Annotated in this window: 16 protein-coding genes; 1 reads left to right on the forward strand and 15 read right to left on the reverse strand. The window is 65.6% G+C overall.

The genetic code is table 11. The annotated features are described in order from the left end of the window. The 4 genes from JZZ72_RS24800 to JZZ72_RS24815 form a co-directional block, all read right to left on the reverse strand. Positions 1-1,309: M16 family metallopeptidase (locus JZZ72_RS24800; RefSeq protein ID WP_210015318.1), on the reverse strand; the 1,309-nt coding region annotated here is incomplete at its 3' end. A gap of 37 nt (positions 1,310-1,346) precedes the next feature. Further along, positions 1,347-3,005, reverse strand: coding sequence for a Na/Pi cotransporter family protein (locus tag JZZ72_RS24805; protein ID WP_043862318.1), 1,659 nt, complete (start codon positions 3,003-3,005; stop codon positions 1,347-1,349). 245 nt (positions 3,006-3,250) lie between these two features. Further along, the gene (locus JZZ72_RS24810) at positions 3,251-4,024 is read right to left on the reverse strand and encodes a TerC family protein (protein ID WP_043862319.1); all 774 of its coding nucleotides are present in this window, start codon (positions 4,022-4,024) and stop codon (positions 3,251-3,253) included. 75 nt (positions 4,025-4,099) lie between these two features. Further along, the gene (locus tag JZZ72_RS24815; protein WP_043862320.1) at positions 4,100-5,407 is read right to left on the reverse strand and encodes a CitMHS family transporter; all 1,308 of its coding nucleotides are present in this window, start codon (positions 5,405-5,407) and stop codon (positions 4,100-4,102) included. 295 nt (positions 5,408-5,702) lie between these two features. On the opposite strand from JZZ72_RS24815, the gene JZZ72_RS24820 reads away from it, so the two are divergent. Then, positions 5,703-6,104, forward strand: a complete 402-nt coding sequence (locus JZZ72_RS24820) for a GFA family protein (protein ID WP_043862321.1) — start codon at positions 5,703-5,705, stop codon at positions 6,102-6,104. Between the two features lie 6 nt (positions 6,105-6,110). On the opposite strand, the gene JZZ72_RS24825 is transcribed toward JZZ72_RS24820, so the two are convergent. The 11 genes from JZZ72_RS24825 to JZZ72_RS24875 form a co-directional block, all read right to left on the reverse strand. Then, positions 6,111-7,139, reverse strand: coding sequence for a hypothetical protein (locus JZZ72_RS24825; RefSeq protein ID WP_210015319.1), 1,029 nt, complete (start codon positions 7,137-7,139; stop codon positions 6,111-6,113). Positions 7,140-7,149: 10 nt separating this feature from the next. Next, positions 7,150-10,842 carry a tubulin-like doman-containing protein gene (locus JZZ72_RS24830; RefSeq protein ID WP_210015320.1) on the reverse strand — a complete coding sequence of 1,231 codons (3,693 nt, stop codon included), beginning with the start codon at positions 10,840-10,842 and terminating at the stop codon, positions 7,150-7,152. Between the two features lie 110 nt (positions 10,843-10,952). Then, positions 10,953-11,357, reverse strand: a complete 405-nt coding sequence (locus JZZ72_RS24835) for a hypothetical protein (RefSeq protein ID WP_054916013.1) — start codon at positions 11,355-11,357, stop codon at positions 10,953-10,955. A 15-nt stretch (positions 11,358-11,372) separates the two neighbouring features. After that, entirely contained in the window at positions 11,373-12,848 is a 1,476-nt protein-coding gene (locus JZZ72_RS24840) for a hypothetical protein (RefSeq protein WP_043862324.1), read from the reverse strand. Beyond that, the gene (locus JZZ72_RS24845) at positions 12,836-14,287 is read right to left on the reverse strand and encodes a hypothetical protein (protein ID WP_078481906.1); all 1,452 of its coding nucleotides are present in this window, start codon (positions 14,285-14,287) and stop codon (positions 12,836-12,838) included. Before JZZ72_RS24845 ends, JZZ72_RS24840 begins: the two co-directional genes overlap by 13 nt. Positions 14,288-14,471: 184 nt before the next feature. After that, complete coding sequence (locus JZZ72_RS24850; RefSeq protein WP_078481905.1) at positions 14,472-16,427, reverse strand: DUF7844 domain-containing protein; 1,956 nt, start codon at positions 16,425-16,427, stop codon at positions 14,472-14,474. Then, on the reverse strand, positions 16,424-16,744 hold the full coding sequence (locus tag JZZ72_RS24855) for a DUF2388 domain-containing protein (RefSeq protein WP_043862327.1): 321 nt from the start codon (positions 16,742-16,744) through the stop codon (positions 16,424-16,426). Before JZZ72_RS24855 ends, JZZ72_RS24850 begins: the two co-directional genes overlap by 4 nt. Before the next feature lie 27 nt (positions 16,745-16,771). Continuing rightward, complete coding sequence (locus tag JZZ72_RS24860; protein WP_054916009.1) at positions 16,772-17,065, reverse strand: DUF2388 domain-containing protein; 294 nt, start codon at positions 17,063-17,065, stop codon at positions 16,772-16,774. A gap of 114 nt (positions 17,066-17,179) precedes the next feature. Then, complete coding sequence (locus tag JZZ72_RS24865; protein ID WP_043862329.1) at positions 17,180-17,497, reverse strand: DUF2388 domain-containing protein; 318 nt, start codon at positions 17,495-17,497, stop codon at positions 17,180-17,182. Positions 17,498-17,736: 239 nt separating this feature from the next. After that, positions 17,737-17,952 carry a DUF1127 domain-containing protein gene (locus tag JZZ72_RS24870; RefSeq protein ID WP_043862330.1) on the reverse strand — a complete coding sequence of 72 codons (216 nt, stop codon included), beginning with the start codon at positions 17,950-17,952 and terminating at the stop codon, positions 17,737-17,739. A gap of 319 nt (positions 17,953-18,271) precedes the next feature. After that, entirely contained in the window at positions 18,272-19,765 is a 1,494-nt protein-coding gene (locus JZZ72_RS24875) for an acetyl-CoA hydrolase/transferase family protein (protein ID WP_043862331.1), read from the reverse strand. Between the last annotated feature and the right edge of the window lie 100 nt (positions 19,766-19,865).

Below are 19,865 nucleotides of genomic sequence, written 5' to 3' on the forward strand. Positions count from 1 at the left end.
GCCCCACCAGCTGGTCATACCCCAGCAACGGCTTCTCTACCCGCACATACCCAGGCTCGGCGAACAGCGCCTGCAGCGCCGCATCCGCATCCTCCAGGCTGACCTCGCGCAACCGGGTCTTCGCCTCGCCGACCCGACCGTCGGCATAGTCGTTCAACGCTCCCCAGTAGTAGTCGGCCAGCGCGCTGTTGCCCTGGCTGGTCCACGCTTCGCGGGCGATTGCCGCGGCCTTGATGCGCTCGAACGTGGCGCGGTCCAGGCCGTCCTTGCGCAGGCGCTCGATCATCTGCCCCAGGATCTGCTCGGCCGCCTCGACCTGATCGCTGTCCAGGTCGGCATTCAGGCTCAACAGGCCGGTGTCGCCAAAACGCTCGCGCTGCGCCGACGGCCCGTACGACAGGCTGTGCTGCAGGCGCAATTCGCGATACAGCGCCCAGTCCAGGTAGCGCTGCAGCAGGTCGTAGGTGGCGTCGTGGTTTTCATCCAGCACCGGCTCCAGGAACATCCAGTGCAACCGCGCACTGTCGCCCAGCCAGCCGCGGATCAGCTCGCGGCGTGCCTGGGCCTTGTGGGTCACGCCATCGAGTACCCGGCGCTCGCCCGGTTCCACCGGCTCCAGCTGGCCCCAGGTGCGCTCCAGGTAGGCGGGCAGCACGCGGTCCAGGCCGCCGACCACGATCAGGCTCATGTTGTTGGGGGCGTACCAGTGCTGGCGCAGTTCATTCACTTCTTCCAGGGTCATGTCCTGCACCGAGGAGCGCTCGGCACACTTGAGCCCCAGCTCCACCGCCAGCTGGTCGCTGGCGCGGTGGCCGAGGTCCTGGCGGTCCAGCCAGCGCTGCAGGTGGGTGTAGTGCCCGCCGTCTTCACGCTCGACGATGCTCTTCGACACCTGCAAGGCGTTGGCATCGATACGTGTGTCCTGGAGCACGGCCAGCAGCAGGTCGAGCACCTTGCGCTGGTTGCGCGCCGGGGCCTCGATGACGAAGGTGGTGTCGGCGCTGCTGGTGTAGGCGTTCCATTCACCGCCCAGGGCCTGCATGCGTTCTTCCAGCCCGCCTTCGCCCGTGTCGTCGATACCGCTGAACAACAGGTGTTCGAGCAGGTGCGGCAGTTCCTGGCGCGCGCACGGGAAGTCGTCGAAGCCAATGCCCACCACCAGTCGGATCGACACATGGTCGCGCTCGTAGCCGGGCTTGAGCAGCACCTGCAGGCCGTTGGGCAACAGGTAGCCCTCGACCTGGGTGCGGTCGAGGGCAAAGCTTGAAGGGGCGCTCAGCAACAGGCAGATGAACATCAGGCAACGCATCACAGGCTTCCTTGCACGGGTTCGGGGCAGCGCCGGGTCAAGGCGAATGGGCATCGTCCGGTACGCTGTCGATCATCAGGGCGCCGGTATCGCTGCCGCCCAGTACCGCATAGGCACTGCTGCAGAACAGCGAGTTGAGACGTTTCATGTCGGCGATCAGTTCCAGGTGCAGCGAGCTGGTCTCGATGCTCTGCACCACCTTGCGCTGCAGGCGGCTGACGTGGGCATGGGCCAGGCGCCGCTCCTGGGCGCGGAAGCGACGCTTCTCGCGCAGCAGCTGGCGTGCGCTGTGCGGGTCGCCACTGAGGAACACCGACAGGCCCAGGCGCAGGTTGGACAGCAGCTGGGTCTGCAGCACGGTCAGCTCCTCCAGGCCCACCTGGGAGAACTCGCGGCGCTGCGACGTCTTCTGCTGCTGCACCTTGCGCAGCATGCGCTCGATCAGGTCGCTGGCCAGCTTGAGGTTGATCGCCAGCTCGATGATCTCGGCCCAGCGCTGGCTGTCGTGCTCGCCGAGGTCTTCGCGGGGCATCTGCGCCAGGTACAGCTTGATGGCGTTGTACAGGCCCTCGACGTCGTCGCTGAGGGTGCGCACCTGCTGGGTCAGGGCGGTCTGGCTGCCGCGCAGCACGTTGAGCATGGCATCGAGCATGCTGTCGACCAGGTCGCCCAGGCGCAGGGTCTCGCGCACCGCGTTGGCCAGTGCCAGGCTCGGGGTGTCCAGCGCGGCAGGGTCCAGGTGGCGGGGCTTGGCGTGGCCGTTGGTTTCCTCGCGCTCGGGCAGCAGCCAGCGGCACAGGCGCCCCATTGGCGTCGCGGTGGGCAGCAGGGCCAGGCAGCGCAGGGTGTTGTAGATGAGGTGGAAGCCGATCACCAGCTCTTGCGGGCTGAAGGTCAGGCTGTCCATCCAGTGCACCAGCGGGTCGAGCACCGGGATGACCACCAGCAGGCCGATCAGCTTGTACAGCAGGCTGCCCAGCGCCACCTGGCGCCCGGCGGCGTTCTGCATGCTGGTGCTCAGGAACGCCAGCAGGCCGCTGCCGATGTTGGCGCCGATCACCAGGCCAATGGCCACCGGCAGGCTGATCATTTCGGCGCCGGCCAGGGTGGCGGTGAGCAGCACCGCGGCCAGGCTGGAATACGAGATCAGGGCGAACAGCGCGCCCACCAGGGCGTCGAGCAGGATGTCGCCGGTCAGCGAGGCAAACAGCACCTTGACGCCCTGGGCCTGGGTAATCGGTGCAGCGGCCTCCACGATCAGTTGCAGGGCCAGGATGATCAGGCCCAGGCCGATGCCTACGCGCCCCAGTTGCCCGGCGCGGGTCTGCTTGCGCGAGAGGAAGAAGATCACCCCGAGGAAGATCAGCAGCGGCGACAGCCACGACAGGTCCAGGGTCAGCACCCGCGCCATCAGCGCGGTCCCCACGTCGGCGCCGAGCATGATGGCCAGGGCCGGGGTGAGGGTCATCAGGCCCTGGCCGACGAACGAGGTCACCAGCATCGCGGTGGCGTTGCTGCTCTGCACCATGGCCGTGACCAGGATGCCGGCGATGAACGCCAGGGGCCGCTTGGCCATGTTCTGGCTCAGCAATCGGCGCAGGTTGGAACCGTACACCCGCAGGATGCCGGTACGTACGATATGTGTGCCCCAGATCAGCAGGGCCACGGCCGAGAGCAGGTTGAGCAGGGTCAGCATACTTACGGCCCCCTGTTAAGGCGCCCCAGTGGGGCAAGTGGATGACGCGGTGAGCCTGGCCTGGTGACCGGCGGTTTTTTCCAGTGCTCACTTAAGCTGTAGTCGGCCAAGGGCCGTGGCGCCAGCATGGCATGCATGCACAGGCTTTGAAACCTCGCGCGCCGGTTCGGGCAACTTCGCTGGCGCGTTGCCCTCCCAAAAGACAAAAGGCCCCATTCGGGGCCTGTTGTTCAACGCAGCCAGTGTTACTGACCCGGAATGTCCTTGCGAAGTTTCACCGGGTCGCTCTGCTGTTTCTTTTTCGCCGCCGCGGTGCGCATCTTGATGTTGATCGCCTCCACCGCCAGCGAGAAGGCCATGGCGAAGTAGACGTAGCCCTTGGGTACGTGCACGTCGAAGGCTTCTGCAATCAGCACGGTGCCGACCACGATCAGGAACGACAGCGCGAGCATCTTCAGCGACGGGTGCTTGTCGATGAACTCGCTGATGGTCCTGGCGCACAGCATCATCACCAGCACCGCGACGATGATCGCCGCCACCATCACCGGCACGTGGGACACCATGCCCACTGCGGTGATCACCGAGTCCAGCGAGAACACGATGTCGATGATCGCGATCTGGATGATGGTGTACAGGAACTTGCCACCGGCCTTGCCGGAAGACGGCTCGTCGTGGGTTTCGTCCTCGCCTTCGAGGCCGTGGTAGATCTCCTGGGAGCTCTTCCACAACAGGAACAGGCCACCGAAGAACAGGATCAGGTCACGCCCGGAAATGCCCTGGCCGAACACATGGAACAGGTCGGCGGTCAGGCGCATGACCCAGGCGATCGACAGCAGCAGCAGGATGCGCGTGACCATCGCCAGCGCCAGGCCGAAGATCCGGGTGCGCTGCTGCATGTGCTTGGGCATGCGGCTGACCAGGATCGAGATCATGATGATGTTGTCGATGCCCAGGACGATCTCGAGAGCCGTCAGGGTAAAAAAGGCAACCCAGATTTCCGGGTTGGTCAGCCATTCCATGTGTGTTCCTTCGAGCGTGTGGGGCGTTGCGCGCCGCAGGGGTCGACGCGCAAGCGTTGGGATGAAACGGATGAATTATAGGCTGCTGAACAGCGGGAAAATTCCCATCAGCAGCGCCGCGAACATGATGCACAGGCACACCAGCACCGCCCATTTGAGGGTGAAGCGCTGGTGATCGCCGAATTCTATACCGGCCAGGGCTACCAGCAAGTAGGTCGAGGGTACCAGCGGGCTGAGCAGGTGGACCGGTTGCCCGACGATCGAGGCACGGGCCATCTCCACCGGGCTGATGCCGTAGTGGCTGGCAGCTTCGGCCAGCACCGGCAGCACGCCGTAGTAGAAGGCGTCGTTGGACATGAAAAAGGTGAACGGCATGCTCACGATCGCGGTGATCACCGCCAGGTACGGGCCCATCGCTTCGGGGATCACCGCCAGCAGGCTCTTGGACATGGCTTCGACCATGCCGGTGCCGGACAGGATGCCGGTGAAGATGCCCGCCGCGAAGATCAGCCCCACCACCGCCAGCACGCTGCCGGCGTGGGCCGCGACGCGGTCCTTCTGCTGTTGCAGGCACGGGTAGTTGACCACCATGGCGATGCTGAAGGCGATCATGAACAGCACCGGCAGCGGCAGCAGGCCGGCGATCAGCGCGACCATCAGGGCCAGGGTCAATGCGCCGTTGAACCACAGCAGTTTGGGCCGGCGCGCGTCGGGATATTGCGATACGCTGATTTCACTGTGGTCGATTTCATCGCCCGGCAGGTGCAGTTCGCCCAGGCGGGCACGTTCGCGCTTGCCGTACATATAGGCGATGGCCAGGATGGCGAACACGCCGAAGGCCATGGCCGGGATCATCGGCACGAAGATGTCCGACGGGTCGACGTGCAGCGCGCTGGCGGCGCGGGCGGTGGGGCCGCCCCAGGGGGTCATGTTCATCACCCCGCCGGCCAGGATGATCAGGCCGGCCATGATCCGCGGGCTCATGCCCAGGCGGCTGTACAGCGGCAGCATGGCGGCCACGCAGATCATGTAGGTGGTGGCGCCGTCACCGTCCAGCGATACCACCAGGGCCAGCGCGGCGGTGCCCACCGAGACTTTCAGCGGGTCTCCCTTGACCAGCTTGAGGATCTTGCGCACGGCCGGGTCGAACAGCCCGGAGTCGATCATCAGGGCGAAGTACAGAATGGCGAACATCAGCATCACGCCGGTGGGTGCCAGCTTGCTGATGCCCTGCAGCATCATCGGGCCGATCTCGCCCGAGAAGCCGCCGAACAGGGCGAAAATGATCGGTACCAGAATCAGCGCGATCAAGGCCGACAGGCGCTTGGTCATGATCAGGTACATGAAGGTGATGACCATGGCGAAGCCGAGGAAGGTCAGCATGGGGCAGTTACTCCAGGCGAGGCGCGTCGAGAAAGGGACGAACGGATCAGCGCAAGGTGCGCGGTGCTGGGAGTGACGGCGGGAGGGCAGGCAGAACGCGGGCGTGGAAGGACATCAGTATCACCATTGTTGTTGTTGATTGGGCCGGGCACTGCAGTAAAGTCAGAGCCCTGGCTGACCGGTCTTTTGCCGGAGGTGAGGCGATGCTAAGTGCCCAAGCTTTCAGCCAGCTTTCGGCGGCACAAAGGCGACAGAAGGTTTCATCAACCAGTGCGGGTCTGCAGGAGCGACGAGGATGGGCGAAGTGCATGAAGGCGGCTGCCATTGCGGCGCCGTGCGGTATCGGGTGGCGGGTGCGCTGGAGGATGTCGCGCACTGCCATTGTTCGGTGTGCCGGCGCGTGACCGGCGGGTTGCTGGTGACCTGGGCGACGGTGCGCTGCGAGGACTTCCAGTGGCTGCTGGGCACGCCGCAGCGCTACGACTCGTCGGCCAGCTGCGTGCGCTACTTCTGCAGCCGCTGTGGCGCGCACATGGCGCTGACCACCGACCTGAGCCCCGAAAGCATCGATATCACCATCACCACCCTGGACGCACCGGAGCAGGTGCAGCCTCGCCGGCATATCTGGACCGACAGCCGGCTGCCCTGGGTGCACCTGGACGAGCAGCTGCCGGGCGAGCCCGGCGAGACGCTATAGCGCGGGCTACTCGATGATCACCCCGCCCAGGCCCTTTGGCGTGTTGAACGACTGAGCGCGCAGCTGCTCGGCCTGGCGCAGGATGATCTGCGCCTGGCGGTTGCCAGGGTCCTGGCTGAGCACGCTGTTGGCCAGCGAACGGGCGGTGGCACCGTCACGACGGGCCAGGGCGCTGCGTGCCTGGCTCAGTTGCTGGCCCACCAGCCCGGCATTGGCTGCGCTGGCAGGTCGTTGTACGGGCGGGCGCGGGGTGGTGAGCGGACGCTGCTGCGCCGGCTGCACGACGCGAGCCTGTTGTTCCAGCTGTTGCTGGCGCTTGGCGAGCTGGGTTTGCTCGTCGCGTAGCTGCTGCTCCTTGGTGGCCAGCTCACGGGCCTGCTGCTCGCGTTGCGCCCGTTCGGCAGCAGCCTGACGAGCGGCTGCCGCACTGGCCGCAGCGGCGGCCGCCTGGGCCTTGGCCTGCTGGTCGCGCTGCTGGCCCTCGAGCCCGGCCTGGGCGCGTTGCAGCAGGCTGATGGCGCGCGGGTCCTTGCTCTCGATGCGCAGCGCGCTTTCGGCTTTTTCCAGCGCACAGTCGAACTGGCTGCTGCGCAGGCACGCCTGGCCGGCGGCCAGTTCGGCTTCGAACTGCTGCAGCGACTGGCGCTGGCTGGCCTGGTAGGCACCGTAGCCGAGTACCGCCACAACCACACCGGCGGCCAGGGCAAGCTTGCGCCCGAGGTTGCGCGACTTGGCCACCGGCGCCCCTTGCACTATCGGCGGTACGGGCGGCGGCGTCACCACCGGTGTGCTCACGATGCCTGCCGGGGCCAGCGTGTGCACCGATTCGATCACCGGCGCGGGCGCCGCTGCGGGCATGGCGATCGGGGCCGCGCTCACCACGACCACCGGCGCCGGCGCGGCGGGTGCAGCGGCCACAACCTGGCTGCTGGCGCCGCAGTACGGACAGAACGCCACCGGGCCGCTCAGGGGCTGGTTGCACGCGCTGCTGGCGCAGTTGAGCGGGAAGGCCGGATTTTTCGCGGATGCGGACATGGGGCCTTCCTCAGTTCACAGGCGGTGGCGCCATCGGCGCAACGGGCGGTGGGGTACCGACAGGCGGCGCTGCGGCGGGCGTCGGGGCGAACAGGTGGGCCAGCTCGGCGATCTGCCCGGCGCCCAGCCAGGCGGCCATGCCTTCGCGCCACAACAGGCTGTCGCGGGTCACCTGGCCGGTCTGCACGTACTGCTGCAGCTGGCTGGTGGTGTACGGGCCATAGTTGGTGCCGGCCACGCTCAGGTGGTAGCTGTACTGCGGTGCGGCCACCGGCGGTGGCACCATGCCGGCTGCGCCTGGTGGCGGCGGTGGCGCCATGCCCGGCATGGGGGCGGCAACTGGCGCTGTGCTGGCGGCCGGCTGGAACAGGCTGTCGAGCCAGCCGCTGGTGAAGAAGTCCTTGAGCAGGGTGCGCTTCTCGCTGTGCTCGTCGTGCACTTCGTCGCGGTACACATCGGCGCGCGAGCCGCTGACCGGCTCGGTGAACTGCTGCAGCAACGCGCGCGCCTGCTCGACAAGGCGCTCGGCGTTGTCCGGGGCCTGGCGCTTGAGGCGGTTGTCGTACTCGTTTTTCAGCAGCTCGGCGATCTTGTACGGGAAGGTCTGGTACAGCGACGACACGCCGATTTCGTCCTGGCGCATCTGCGGCTTGTAGGCGCCGCGGCGCAGGTCTTCGAACAGCGCGACCATGGCTGCCAGTTGCTGCGGGCTGCGCAGTTGCTCGTAGCGTTGGCGCAGCTGGTCTTCGATGTCCTTGCGCTGCAGCTGGTTCAGGCCGTTCTGGCGGATCGCGAACTCGTCACCGACGCTGAAGTAGTCCTGGTCGATCATCAGTTCGTAGCGTTCCGACGGGTTGCGGCGCAGTACCCCCATCACGACCGCGTGCAGGTACAGCTTGAAGTCCTCGGCGAACTGGCGGTACTGCTCCTGGGTGAACTGGATCGGCTGCACGAACTGGCTGATGCGCTTGTGGCTGTGCAGCGGGATGGTGGTGCTTTCCTTGCGGTAGCTGGCCAGGTAGGTCGGCAGCGGGGTCAGCGCCGGCAGAGGGAAGCCGCTGAGCTCGGTAAAGCAGATCAGCTTGCCCGGGGTGCCCGACTCGACGAACTGGATCTGCCCGGCGGTCATGCCGGTGCCCTGTGGCAGGCACTGGCCGAGCATGGCGCCATAGGTGCGCTTGAACTCATTGGCGTCCTGCACGCCGACCAGGCAGGTGTAGCGGTCCTTGCCGATGCCGAAGCCGCCGGTGAGGTTGAGCGGGGTCCACGGCATGGCACGTTGCAGCAACTGGCGGAACTTCTCGCGCTGCTCGTCCGGGGTCAGCGCGGCCAGCGCACTGAGCAGCGGGTCGGTGCCCTGGGTCTGGCGCGGCAGTTGCTGTACGGCCTTGGCGCGCAGCTTGGACAGCAGCTCTTCCTGGCCCTCCTCGTCCTGCAGCTTGCCGAACAGGGTCTTGGAACCGCCGAAGTCCTTGAATGCGTCCTTGGCCCACTCGCGTACCTGGGCGCCGTCCACCGGTTGCTCTTCGTTGTTCTGCACCAGCGCCAGGGGGATCAGCGTGGCGTGTTTTTCCTTGATGCTGGCGTCGATCTTGCTGATGTCGGTCTCGATCCGGCGCAGCAGCTGGTCGACTGCGTTGCGCCCGTCCTGCAGGCGACCGACGAAGCCGTTCCACACCGCGCGACCGCTCTGGTCCACCGACTCCTTGCGGCCCAGCCAGTCGGACAGCTCGCGCAGCAACTGGGCCGCCTCGCGCGCGGCCACATGGCGCACGTAGAACAACAGGCTGTCGCGCAGGGTGTCCTTGACCTGGGTGAGCACGGTCTCGGCCTGCTTGTCCTTGCCGCTGAGGCGGGCCATCAGGCCGCCGCCGGTGGTTTCCTTGAGGCGCTCGAATTCGCGGGCCAGCTCCGAGGACTCCAGCTTCTCGGCCAGTTCCTTGAAGCGTGCGGCGTTCTTTTCCAGCGCCGGGATGATGCCGCTGCCTTCGTTTTCCAGGCGGTCCTTGAGCATCTCGACCAGGGCCAGGGTGTAGTCCAGGCCACCGCGCTCATCGTCGTCCAGGCGACGGAAGAGTTTTTCCGGCAGGGCGTCTTCGCGCACCAGCTCGGCCAGGCGGCGCTGGCGGTTTTCCTTGATGCGCACTTCGTGGTTGCGCTCGGCACTGTCGATGTTGCTGCCCTTGGTGTCGCGTTCCAGCTGCTGCTGGATCTCGCGCACGTGGGTCAGCCACTGGTCCTTGTCGGCGCCGCCGCTGTGCAGGCGTTCGAACAACGCTTCGACCTTCTGCTCGATCTGGGCGGTGATGCTGTTGTCGCCTTCCACCAGCAGCAGGTCGTCGGCGATCTGGTAGTGGGTGAACTCGCCGGTGGCCAGGGTCAGCTCGACCTTGGACAGGAAGTCCGGCAGTTCGGTGAAGGTACGCGGGGTGACGTTCAGCTGCTCGCGCAGGAAGTCGTCACGCTCGCGGTCGGTAGGACGGTTGTCGTTGGCCGAGGCGTTGGCGATGCCGAAGAACGCCTTGAGCATCTGCTGTACCTGACGGCTCAGGCGCACGTTCTGGCGCGCATCGATCTGGGTGTCGAGCACGGCCTGGCCGAGCGAGGAGTACGAGCACGGGAAGCGCAGCTCGGTGTCGTCGCCGTAGTCCTGGGGCAGGCGCACAGTGTAGGAGCGGATCTTGTGCTGGTTCTGGTTGACCGCGATCGAGCGCTTCTTGTTGGCGAAGTCCTGCGAGGTGAAGTCGGTGAACAGCACGTCCGAGAGCATCTCGTAGACGTCTTCCTGGTCGCTGGTCTTGGCCTGGGCGACGTTGCTGTTGTCGATGATGTAGACGTCATCGTACGGGCGGTTGTCGATGAACAGGTTGTCGGTGGCGTCCCAGTGCTTGACCAGACGGTTGCCGCGCATGCTGGTTTCCAGCTCCATCAGCGCCGCGTAGCCGTTGGCCTGCACGCGCTCGGTGTTGTAGGCATGGAAGCCGCCGGGCAACACGAAGAACAGGTCGACCTTGCCGGCGATGTTGTGTTCCTTGAGGATCGCCTTTGCCAGGTAGCCCATGTCCAGGAACGAACCGGACCCGGTGCCGCCGGCCGCCGAGCCGCTGATGACGATGCGGATCTTGCCGGGGTCGATTTCCAGGCCGAGCTTCTTGAGCTTGTCGGCGTTGCCGCCGATGTTGGCCAGCAGGCGCCCGACCTTGTCGCGCAGCTTGTCGCGGATCACCGGGTACTTGTCGTAGAAGTACAGGCGCGACAGCGCACGGATCTGCCCGGCGCCCTTGGAGGGGTCGATGCCCAGGGCGCGGATCTTGTCCGGGGTCAGCGGGAACCATTCGGCCACTTCACGGTGGCGGTTGAGCTCGTCCATCGAGTGGGTGTACTTGCTCAGGTTGAGCGGCTCGATGATCTTCTCTTCGGAGGTGAAGGCCACTTGCTCGGCCAGCACGTCGGTCTTGATCGACTTGCCGTCCTGGGTGACTTCGCCAGCATCCAGGTCGAAGTTGATGAACTGCACCAGGGGGAAGTCGGCAATCTGCTGCACCTGGTTGTTGCCGCCCCAGATGGCATTGAGAATGCGCCGGCGCAGGCGAATGTTGACCTTCATGCCGGTACCGCCCAGGGCGATGAACAGCGTCGGGTGGATCTTCTCGCTGACCATGTTCAGCGCTGCCGGGCCGGAAGGTTGTGCATTCTCGTTCATCTGAAACTCCATGAGCCCTGGCTGGGCTGGCCGAATCGGGTCGGCGGGCTAAATCCGTGGATCAAATTGAAGCGTCAGGCCAGGCCTGACGCGGGCAGTGCAGGCCGGGCTCAGCGCTTGGCCGAGAAGGTCATCAGCCAGGCCACCAGCGAAATGCCGGCCACGCCAGCCAGTGGTGCAAGGTACAGCGGGGTGAGGAACTGACCGGAGTTGATCACCGCCAGCACGGCCATGGCCGACACCAGCAGCAGGCCCAGGAACAGGAACCAGCCCGAGGCGTTGGCGCGGCTGGGGGCCACGCGCTCGCGCACGCGCCAGTTGGCGTAGGCGTTCTTGATCACGAAGAAGATCAGCGCCAGTACCACCAGCACGGCCACGCCGATCAGGGCGTCACGGCTGTCGACCTTTTTCGGGCCCAGGTCCATCAGCGGCGCCGGAACGCTCAGGGTGGAGGTGGTGGTGGCCGGTGCGGCGTCGTTTTCTACGGGGGCTGGCAGGGAGCTGGTCTGGGTCATGATCGGGGTCCTGGGTTATTTGAGGCGCACGGCGACGTCGGCGGCGAGTTTTTCGAGGGTGGCGCCGAACAGGCCGCGCTTTACGGTCGCGACCTTGTTCTGCCGGGCGTCATAGACGCTGGCGCTGCTGAACGGCTTGAGCGGGTATTGCTGGGCGATGCCTTCGACCATCACCGTGACCGGCTTCTTGCCGCCGATCAGGGCCTTGGCCAGCAACAGGCCGATCAACGCCAGCACCAGCAGGGCCAGCAGCAACAGCACCGGGCCCAGCGGGTAGCTGATCTGCAGCACGATCGGCAGGCGGGTGGCCGAAGCGCTGGCTTCGCTGGACGGCAGGAACACATCGGGCAGTGCATCGTTGGGGAACAGCTCGTTCATGCGCTCGATGAACTGCTGGGAAATCTGCAGTTGCTGCTCGCTCAGGCGCACTTCGATGGCCCCGGCACGCTGGTAGCCGCTGGACAGCAGCACTTCGCTGGACCACTGCGACGGCAGCGGCGGCAGTTGCAGGCTGATCGACAGCTCGTCGGAGCGGGCGCCGGGTTCGAGGTTCTCGATGCGGTCCATCGAGATCGCTGACTGCAGGGCTTCGCCGGGCATGTCCAGGCTCATCGCGACCTTGGCCGAGTGGATCTGGTAGGGGTTGAACTGGTTCTCGAAGCGGCCCAGCAACACCGCGGTCTTGGGCGAGCCGTCGACGTTGATGTTGAGCACCACGGTCTGCTGGTCGGGGGCCAGCTCTGCACTGACGTCGGGGGTGTCCTTGACGCCGGTCGGGATGAAGCGCACGGCGGCCTGGGTCAGCGGCTTGAGGCGTACACGCGCGTCGTTCAGCAGTTTGGCCAGGGCCGGCTGGGCCAGCACCTGTTCCAGCGCGGCACCGGCATTGGCGCCGTAGGCCAGGGCGTAGATCATCAGGCCGTTGGCTTCGAAGTTGCTGCTCTTGACCGGCATCTTCTGCGGGAAGGCGGCGATGCGGCTGATCACGTCTTCCTTGTGCAGCAGGTCGTAGAACTCGCGGTTCTTGAGCTGGGTCTCGCTGCTGTTGTTGGGGCTGTTCTTGTTGTTGGTGACGATCCAGATGATGCCTTCGCGCCCTTCCAGGCCGGTCTTGATCGCGGCCAGCAGGGCTTCCTTGAAGTCGGTGTCGGCATAGGCGCCACTGGCCTTGCGTGCCAGGGCCAGGGCATTGACGCTGTCGCCGAGCTTGGCGTGGGTGCCGGGGCCGCGGTAGGTCCATTGCGGCGAGGGGTGGCTGCTGTCGGCCTGGTTGAAGGCGCCGATCACCACTTCGCCGTTGCCGGCGGCGGTGGCGGCCAGTTGCGTGATCAGCGGTTTGAAGCCCGAAGCCGGGTCGAGGTAGAACGGCTCCATCCAGCCGGAGTTCTGTACCAGAAACACCTGGCGCAGCGGTTGCGCCTGGGCGCTCAGGCACACCAGGCTCAGGGCCAGCAGCAGGCCACGGCGCAGCAGGCGGTTCATGCGTTCCATCGGTAGAGCGCTCCAGTCGAATCGATGTACAGCCACAGGGCGTTGTCGTGGAAGAACCACTGGGCGTTCCAGGGTTGGGCCACTTTGAGGGTGATGCTCAAGGGCGGCTGGCCCACGCGTTCCAGGCAGAACTGGCTGTCGATGGCCTGGTCGTTGCCGAAGAACTGTTGCAGGCTCGACGGCCACTCGACGCGCACCGACAGCAGGTACTGGCTGTCGATGAACTCGATGAAGGGGTAGACCACTTCGCGCCGGGTGGGGGTGTTGTCGACGTCGTGCTCGCCCCAGGGCGCATCCAGGCGCACGTTGAACATGTAGTTCAGGTGGCCGGTGCTCAGGCGCGAGCCTTTGACTTCCTTGCGTTCGTCCGAGTCCAGGCGCAGGCAGTACTGCTCGCTGCCCTCGAACAGTTGCTGCCAGATGCCGTAGCCGTTGACGAACGGCGGGCCGTATTCGGGGCGGGCCTGGGCACCGGCGGGCCAGCTCAGCCACTGGGCGTCCAGCTGGGCGCCGAGCTTGACGCTGAGGTAGCCGTGGGCGCCGATCCACAGCAGGCGCCGCGAGGCCGGGTCGCGCAGTGGCGCGGACAGGCCCTGCAGGTGCGCCGGGTTGGCGTGGGCGATGGGGTGCAGGGTCCACTGTTCATTGTGGCGTGCCACCAGGCTGAAGCTGCCGTCGGGCATCTGCTGCGGGATCAGTACCTGGTCGTCGAGATCGCCGGGGGCGGCGATGGCACGGCCCGGGCAGCGGTCGACATGGTAGCGGCCATCGAGCGGGTCGACGCGCACCTCGGTGGCACCCTCGTCACAGGCCAGCAGCAGGCGTTGCTGTTCGCCCACCTCGCGCAGGCCCACGCCCCACGCCCAGCTGGGCAGGCTGCAACGGCCGATCGGGGTGCTGTGCGGCAACAGCGCCGCCCACTCCTGGGCCTGGCGCTGCCAGCGGAACAGGCTGCCGTCGCGGGCCAGCGCAAACAGCGCCTCGCGATGACCGCCCAGGTTGGCGACGAGAAAATTCAAGCCGTTCTTGCGTGGCAGCTGGTCGTACTTGTGCGCGGTGTTCAGGCTGCGCGGGGTGGCGCCGTCCAGCTTGCGGTACAACGCGGCGAGGGTGTGCTCGGCACCGTCGAGCCGGCAACTGCCCTCCACCACCCGGCGTCCGCTACCGTTGCCATAGGGCGGCAACCAGCGTTGCTGGCGGTCGAAGCGCACGGGCGTGAGGGCTGTACCGGTCTGCGGGCAATGGCGGAAGCTGGCCGGCAGCCAGCCCTGCGCACCGGGCGCCTGCTGCGCACCGACGAGAAAGTCCAGGTCGGGCTGCGCGTCTTCCAGCGCCTTGCCGGCGACGTGGGTCAGGGAGAACCTGCCATGGGCATCCTGCAACCAGCGTTGCCCATCCAGCGACCACTCGTACTCGCGGTCGTCTCCGACTACGTCCATATAATCCCACCATGCCAACGGTCGTCCGTGCGCGGCAGTGCCTGCTTGAGGTCAGGCCGTCACGTCGAAAGAAAGAGGTTCTGCGAAATGTCCCGGCGCCTTTCGGCGGGGCGCAATGGCAGCCAAATGCCATTTTTCAAGCGGCGAAATAGTGGCACAGGCAGTTACAAAGTCAACTACCGACTCAGGGCAATTGCAGCCCGCCAGCGGCCTTGTGCAATGCGCGCAGGTGTTCGCCGAGCTGCTTGAGGTTGGCTTCGACGGCGGCGATTTCGGCGGCGCGCTCGGGGCCGAGCAAGGCGCGTACTTCCTTGTCCAGGTCGCCGGTCAGGCGCTGCAGTTGCTGCTGGCGCTGGCTGCTGGCCTGCTCCAGCTGCTGGCGTTCGCTGGCCTGGGGCAGCCCGTAGCCGCTGCCGCTCAGCAGTTCGGCCGGTTTGCTGAGAAAGCCGCTGTTGGCGAGGATCTGCTGCAGGGTGCTGTTGGCCTGGGCCACGTTGGTGTCGTTGAGCTCGCGACCGCTGAGGTAGCGCTGCTTGACCTCGTCCTGGGCCAGCAGCAGCTGGCGGCGCAGGCCGGCCTGTTCCAGCAGCAACAAGGCCGCGCTGGTGCGCAGGTCGGCCTGGGCGAACCATTGCTGGCGCTGGGCGGGTGGCTGTTCGAGCCAGGCCTCCACGCTGGCCTGCGGCACCGGCAGGTGCTGCTTGAGCACCTGGAACATGGCCTGGTAGCGGTCGCGGTAGGAGTCGAAGCGGTAGCCCAGGCGCAAGGCTTCGCGCGGGTCGTCGAGCACGCTCATGTCGGCCAGGCCACGACCCTGCAGCACCTCGAGCAGGCCATTGGGCATGATGCTGTCGAGCCCGGCCAGGCGCGGGTTGCCGGTGCCGCTGCGCAGCAGCTTGAGGGTTTCGACCGCGCAGTTGTTGGACAGGAAGTAATAGTGGCCGTCGTAGTTCCAGTGCATCTCGGCGGCCTGGCGCACCAGGTCTTCGATTTCGTCCCGGTCGAGCTTGAGCGGGATCGAAGCCAGGCTGCGCAGTTCGGTCTTGGTGTACTCGTCGATCACCTGTGCCAGTGGCAGCACGAACAGACGCGAGGGATAGGCGCCGGTCAGGCCGTCCCAGCTCGATAGCTGCACGTCGTTGACGAAGGCGCGGTACGAGAGCACCAGGTGCTGGTCCAGGTCCAGGCGGCAGTCCGGACCGCGTGGGCGCCCCGGCGCGCAGATCACCAGGCGCAGCATGCTGTGGCCCCAGCGGCTGACCCAGTTCTGGTTGGCTTCGGCCAGCAGGAAGTCCACGGCGTACACGCGTTCGGGGTCGACCTGGCCCAGCGGCTGCTTGTCGAAGTCGTTGCCGGCGTTGAGGAACGGCAGCCCAGGCGCACACTCGGCAGCGGCAGGCGCCCAGTCGAAATGCTCGCGCAGGTACTTGTAGAGGGCCGGGCGGCGACAGGCGTAGCTCGGGTCGAGGAGGAAGTACTCCATGTTGACCGCGATGAATTCCTTGGGGCTGCTCAGCTCGTAGCTGTCCGGGGTGCGTGCGATCTGGCGGTTGTGCTGTTCGCGCTCGCCACGCCGGCCCACGTATTGCGGCCAGCCGGCGAGGTCGAGCAGGCGCGGGTCGTCGCTGAGGGTGAAGCGGCGTTCGGTCTGGCCGCGGCATTCATCGGGCAGCCCCACTTTGCCCAGGCTGGTGTTCTGGCGCACGCAGCGGCTGATCAGCCGGCGCTCGGGCGCTGGCCACAGGCGGGCGCGGTCATACAGGTGGGTGAGCTCGTGGAGAACGGTGGCCAGCAGCTCCTGGCGCACCGTGCCATGCGGCCGGCCGGTCTGCGCGGTGGCAGCGCTGCCATCGGTGAGGCCCGGCAGCAGGCGCCGGTTGAGCTCCAGGCTCGATACCAGCGACGCCTGGCCATAGGCGTCTTCGGGCATGCGGGTGGTCCAGGAGACGTCGACGCGGCGGTCCAGCTCAGCCTTCAAGCGTGGCGGCAGGGCCTGCAGGGCTTCGTCGAGCAATGCCTGGCTGGCCCGCTGCTGTTGCGGGTCGAGGCCGTCTGCCTGCAGGTGCAGTTGCAGGTCGGCCAGCGCAGGGGCGCCGAGCAGCGTCAGTACGCTGCCCAACAGCCAGGCAAGGGGTTTCACAGCGACAGGATGGCTTCGGCCAGCACCTGGTCGCTGGCGTCGCGTGCTTCGGGGACGCGCTGGCGCAGGGTATCGAAGGCAGCTTCCAGTTGCGCGCCACGGATATCGCCACGGCTGGCGACGAAGCTGGCGGCATCGTCACGGGCCTCGCGCACGACCTTGGAGTCGCGGATCGAGGTGGTGGTGTCGGAGGTGAAGTCGATCGAGCGGCCAAAGGCACGCACGATGATATTGCTGGTGGCCACCAGGGTTTGTGCCTGGACCACGTCGGCCAGCAGCATCAGGCCGAGGGTGGCGGCAATCAGCGGTTTACGCATTGAGCATCTCCGGAAAATCGGTTGTGATCATTGGACGAGAATTGCCTGCGCCAGTTCAAGGTCGCTGGCATGAAGTTCGGGGGTGTGCTGGCGCAGTGCGTTCAGGGCGGCTTCCAGCTGTGCGCCACGCAGGGCGCCGTCGCTGGCGACGAAGGCGGCGGCATCGTCGTGGGCGGCCAGGATCAGCTTGCGATCGAACGGGGCGGTGGTCACCTTGCTGGTGGCGTAGCCCGCAATCACAAGGCTTTGAGTGGTCAGGTCGAAGGCCTGGGCGGCAGTCGACGCGCAGAGTGCGAGCAGCAGCGGTAGCAAATAACGCATGAGGTCTGGTTGGCTGTGAAATCAGGCGGCAAGGCTATCCCAATGCGCGGGTGGGGACCAGCGCAGGGTACCCGGCTTTTACACGTTGTTACGTGTACCGGGCCCTTGCGCGGTTCAGATGGCCAGGATCGCCTGGGCCAGTTGGGCGTCGGAAGCCTGCAGGGTCGGGGCCTGCTGGCGGATGTGGGCGAAGGCGCTTTCCAGTTTCACACCGCGGATGGCGCCCTGGCTGGCGACGAAGCTGGCGGCGTCGTCACGGGCGGCGCGCACGATCTTGTCATCGCGCAGCGATGAGGAGGCATCGGAGGTCGCGTTGGTGGAGGCGGCAACGCCACGCACCACGGTATCGGTGGTGACCACGAAGCTGGATGCGTGGGCAGTGGAGGCCAGGGCCAGCAGCATTGCGGCGCCAAGCAGGCGGGTACGGGACATGGTCGATCTCCTGAATATGGGCCCGGCTATTATGCAGCAGGTGGTGCAGTGGCGTCTGCTTCGCCGGCTCGTGCAGCGCAGCTGTACGATTGTACTGGTGATATTTTGGTTTATAAAAACTGTACTGGTATTTGGTTCGAATGCTCTGGCACGGGCCTTTCAAACAAAAAAACCCGTCAGCAGTCACCTGCGACGGGTTTTTGAATTCGGGGTGCCGGCGTTGGCCGGCGGGCCCTGCATCAACGCCAGAAAGGCTTGCTCAGCTCTTCGTAACGTTGCGCTTCGCTGATACCGGCATCAGCCAGCAGACGCGAGTCCAGGCGAGCCAGTTGGTGGCGGCTGGCGATGCGGCGTTGCCACAGCATCAGGTTGGCCAGCAGGCGCAGTGGCAGCGAACCCTGGGATTGTTGAGCGTTGTTTTCAAAAGCCAGATCGGAACTGAGTGTACGTTCCATGGTGTCATCCTTCCGCTTGTGGCGGCATTAGGTAGTGATTTAACTGATGCCAATGATCCTCCTGTGTCGTCCATAACAGTAGATACAGTTCACCTGCATTGTGATGGTCCAGTTAACTGTTTATGCAGACTGTTGCACTCGGATTGGACGCAACTGTACCGGTCCGCACTGAAATGGTGCAATTCAGGGTCAATGAGGGGATTTTGCGTAGGAAGGTACCGTCAAAACACCGGTACAGTAGAACAGTTTGTGTAACGGTTGGACGGGACAACTGTACAGCCGGTGCGCATTGCGCGCCACCGGCTGTACAGGGACGGCTTCAGCTGGCCAGCATGCGCCCGGTTTCTTCCAGGTTTTCATGCCACTGCAGGGCTTCGCGCAGGATGTGCGGGGTGTGCCCACCCTTTTCGCAGGCGCGGGTGAAGTAGTCGTTCAGTGCGTCGCGGTAGTCCGGGTGCACACAGTTGTCGATGATCACCCGGGCGCGCTCGCGCGGCGCCAGGCCACGCAGGTCGGCCAGGCCCTGCTCGGTGACGAGTATGTCCACGTCGTGCTCGGTGTGGTCCACATGGCTGACCATCGGTACCACGCTGGAGATCGCGCCGCCCTTGGCGATGGACTTGGTGACGAAGATGGCCAGGTGCGCGTTGCGCGCGAAGTCGCCCGAGCCACCGATGCCGTTCATCATGCGCGTGCCGCACACGTGGGTGGAGTTGACGTTGCCGTACAGGTCGAACTCCAGTGCGGTGTTGATGCCGATGATGCCCAGGCGCCGTACCACTTCAGGGTGGTTGGAGATTTCCTGCGGACGCAGCACCAGCTTGTCCTTGTAGCGCTCCAGGTTGCCGAACACGTCGGCGTTGCGACGGGTCGACAGGGTGATGGAACTGCCCGAGGCAAAGCTCAGCTTGCCGGCGTCGATCAGATCGAAGGTCGAGTCCTGCAGCACTTCGGAGTACATGGTCAGGTCTTCGAACGGCGAGTCGATCAGACCGCACATCACCGCGTTGGCGATGCTGCCGATGCCGGCCTGCAGTGGGCCGAGCTTGTTGGTCATGCGCCCGGCGTCGACTTCCTGCTTGAGGAAGTTGATCAGGTGGTTGGCGATACCCTGGGTTTCGTCGTCCGGCGGCAATACGGTGGACGGCGAGTCCGCCTGCTCGGTGATGACGATGCCGACGATCTTGGCCGGGTCGATCGGGATCGCGGTGCTGCCGATGCGGTCATCGACTTTCACCAGCGGGATCGGCGTGCGGGTCGGCCGGTAGGTCGGGATATAGATGTCATGCAGGCCTTCGAGGTTGGCGTTGTGCGCCATGTTGATCTCGACGATGACCTGCTTGGCGAAAATGGCGAAGCTGGCCGAGTTGCCCACGGAGGTGGTCGGCACGATGTGGCCGTCTTCGGTGATCGCGACCGCTTCGATGACCGCGATGTCCGGCAGCTTGAGCTGCTGGTTGCGCAGTTGCTCGACGGTTTCCGACAGGTGCTGGTCGATGAACATCACCTTGCCGTCGTTGATGGCCTTGCGCAGGGTGCTGTCGACCTGGAACGGCATGCGACGGGCCAGCACACCGGCTTCGGTCAGCTGCTTGTCGAGGTCGTTGCCCAGGCTGGCGCCGGTCATCAGGCTGATTTTCAGCGGCGACAGCTTGGCTCGCTCGGCCAGTGCGTGGGGCACGGCCTTGGCTTCGCCGGCACGGGTGAAACCGCTCATGCCGACGGTCATGCCGTCCTCGATCAAACCTGCGGCATCGGCCGCACTCATTACCTTGCTGTGCAAAGAGGACAAGCGAATACGATCACGGTACATGGATTATTATCTCGGGCTACTAAAGCTAGATGCGCAGTCTATTGATTTCGCCTGTCGGCGTCCCGCGACCAAGGTCGAATGCGAAGGCCTGAAGTAGAGC

The organism is Pseudomonas palmensis (assembly GCF_017848315.1).
Lineage (GTDB): Bacteria > Pseudomonadota > Gammaproteobacteria > Pseudomonadales > Pseudomonadaceae > Aquipseudomonas > Aquipseudomonas palmensis.

Excerpts from the sequence above, each read along its gene's own strand:
- JZZ72_RS24825 (WP_210015319.1), bottom strand. The coding sequence starts at position 7,139 with ATGTCCGCATCCGCGAAAAATCCGGCCTTCCCGCTCAACTGCGCCAGC.
- JZZ72_RS24875 (WP_043862331.1), bottom strand. The coding sequence starts at position 19,765 with ATGTACCGTGATCGTATTCGCTTGTCCTCTTTGCACAGCAAGGTAATG.
- JZZ72_RS24865 (WP_043862329.1), bottom strand. The coding sequence starts at position 17,497 with ATGTCCCGTACCCGCCTGCTTGGCGCCGCAATGCTGCTGGCCCTGGCC.
- JZZ72_RS24870 (WP_043862330.1), bottom strand. The coding sequence starts at position 17,952 with ATGGAACGTACACTCAGTTCCGATCTGGCTTTTGAAAACAACGCTCAA.
- JZZ72_RS24845 (WP_078481906.1), bottom strand. The coding sequence starts at position 14,287 with ATGGACGTAGTCGGAGACGACCGCGAGTACGAGTGGTCGCTGGATGGG.
- JZZ72_RS24840 (WP_043862324.1), bottom strand. The coding sequence starts at position 12,848 with ATGGAACGCATGAACCGCCTGCTGCGCCGTGGCCTGCTGCTGGCCCTG.
- JZZ72_RS24855 (WP_043862327.1), bottom strand. The coding sequence starts at position 16,744 with ATGCGTAAACCGCTGATTGCCGCCACCCTCGGCCTGATGCTGCTGGCC.
- JZZ72_RS24835 (WP_054916013.1), bottom strand. The coding sequence starts at position 11,357 with ATGACCCAGACCAGCTCCCTGCCAGCCCCCGTAGAAAACGACGCCGCA.
- JZZ72_RS24810 (WP_043862319.1), bottom strand. The coding sequence starts at position 4,024 with ATGGAATGGCTGACCAACCCGGAAATCTGGGTTGCCTTTTTTACCCTG.
- JZZ72_RS24830 (WP_210015320.1), bottom strand. The coding sequence starts at position 10,842 with ATGAACGAGAATGCACAACCTTCCGGCCCGGCAGCGCTGAACATGGTC.
- JZZ72_RS24805 (WP_043862318.1), bottom strand. The coding sequence starts at position 3,005 with ATGCTGACCCTGCTCAACCTGCTCTCGGCCGTGGCCCTGCTGATCTGG.
- JZZ72_RS24815 (WP_043862320.1), bottom strand. The coding sequence starts at position 5,407 with ATGCTGACCTTCCTCGGCTTCGCCATGGTCATCACCTTCATGTACCTG.
- JZZ72_RS24820 (WP_043862321.1), top strand. The coding sequence starts at position 5,703 with ATGGGCGAAGTGCATGAAGGCGGCTGCCATTGCGGCGCCGTGCGGTAT.
- JZZ72_RS24860 (WP_054916009.1), bottom strand. The coding sequence starts at position 17,065 with ATGCGTTATTTGCTACCGCTGCTGCTCGCACTCTGCGCGTCGACTGCC.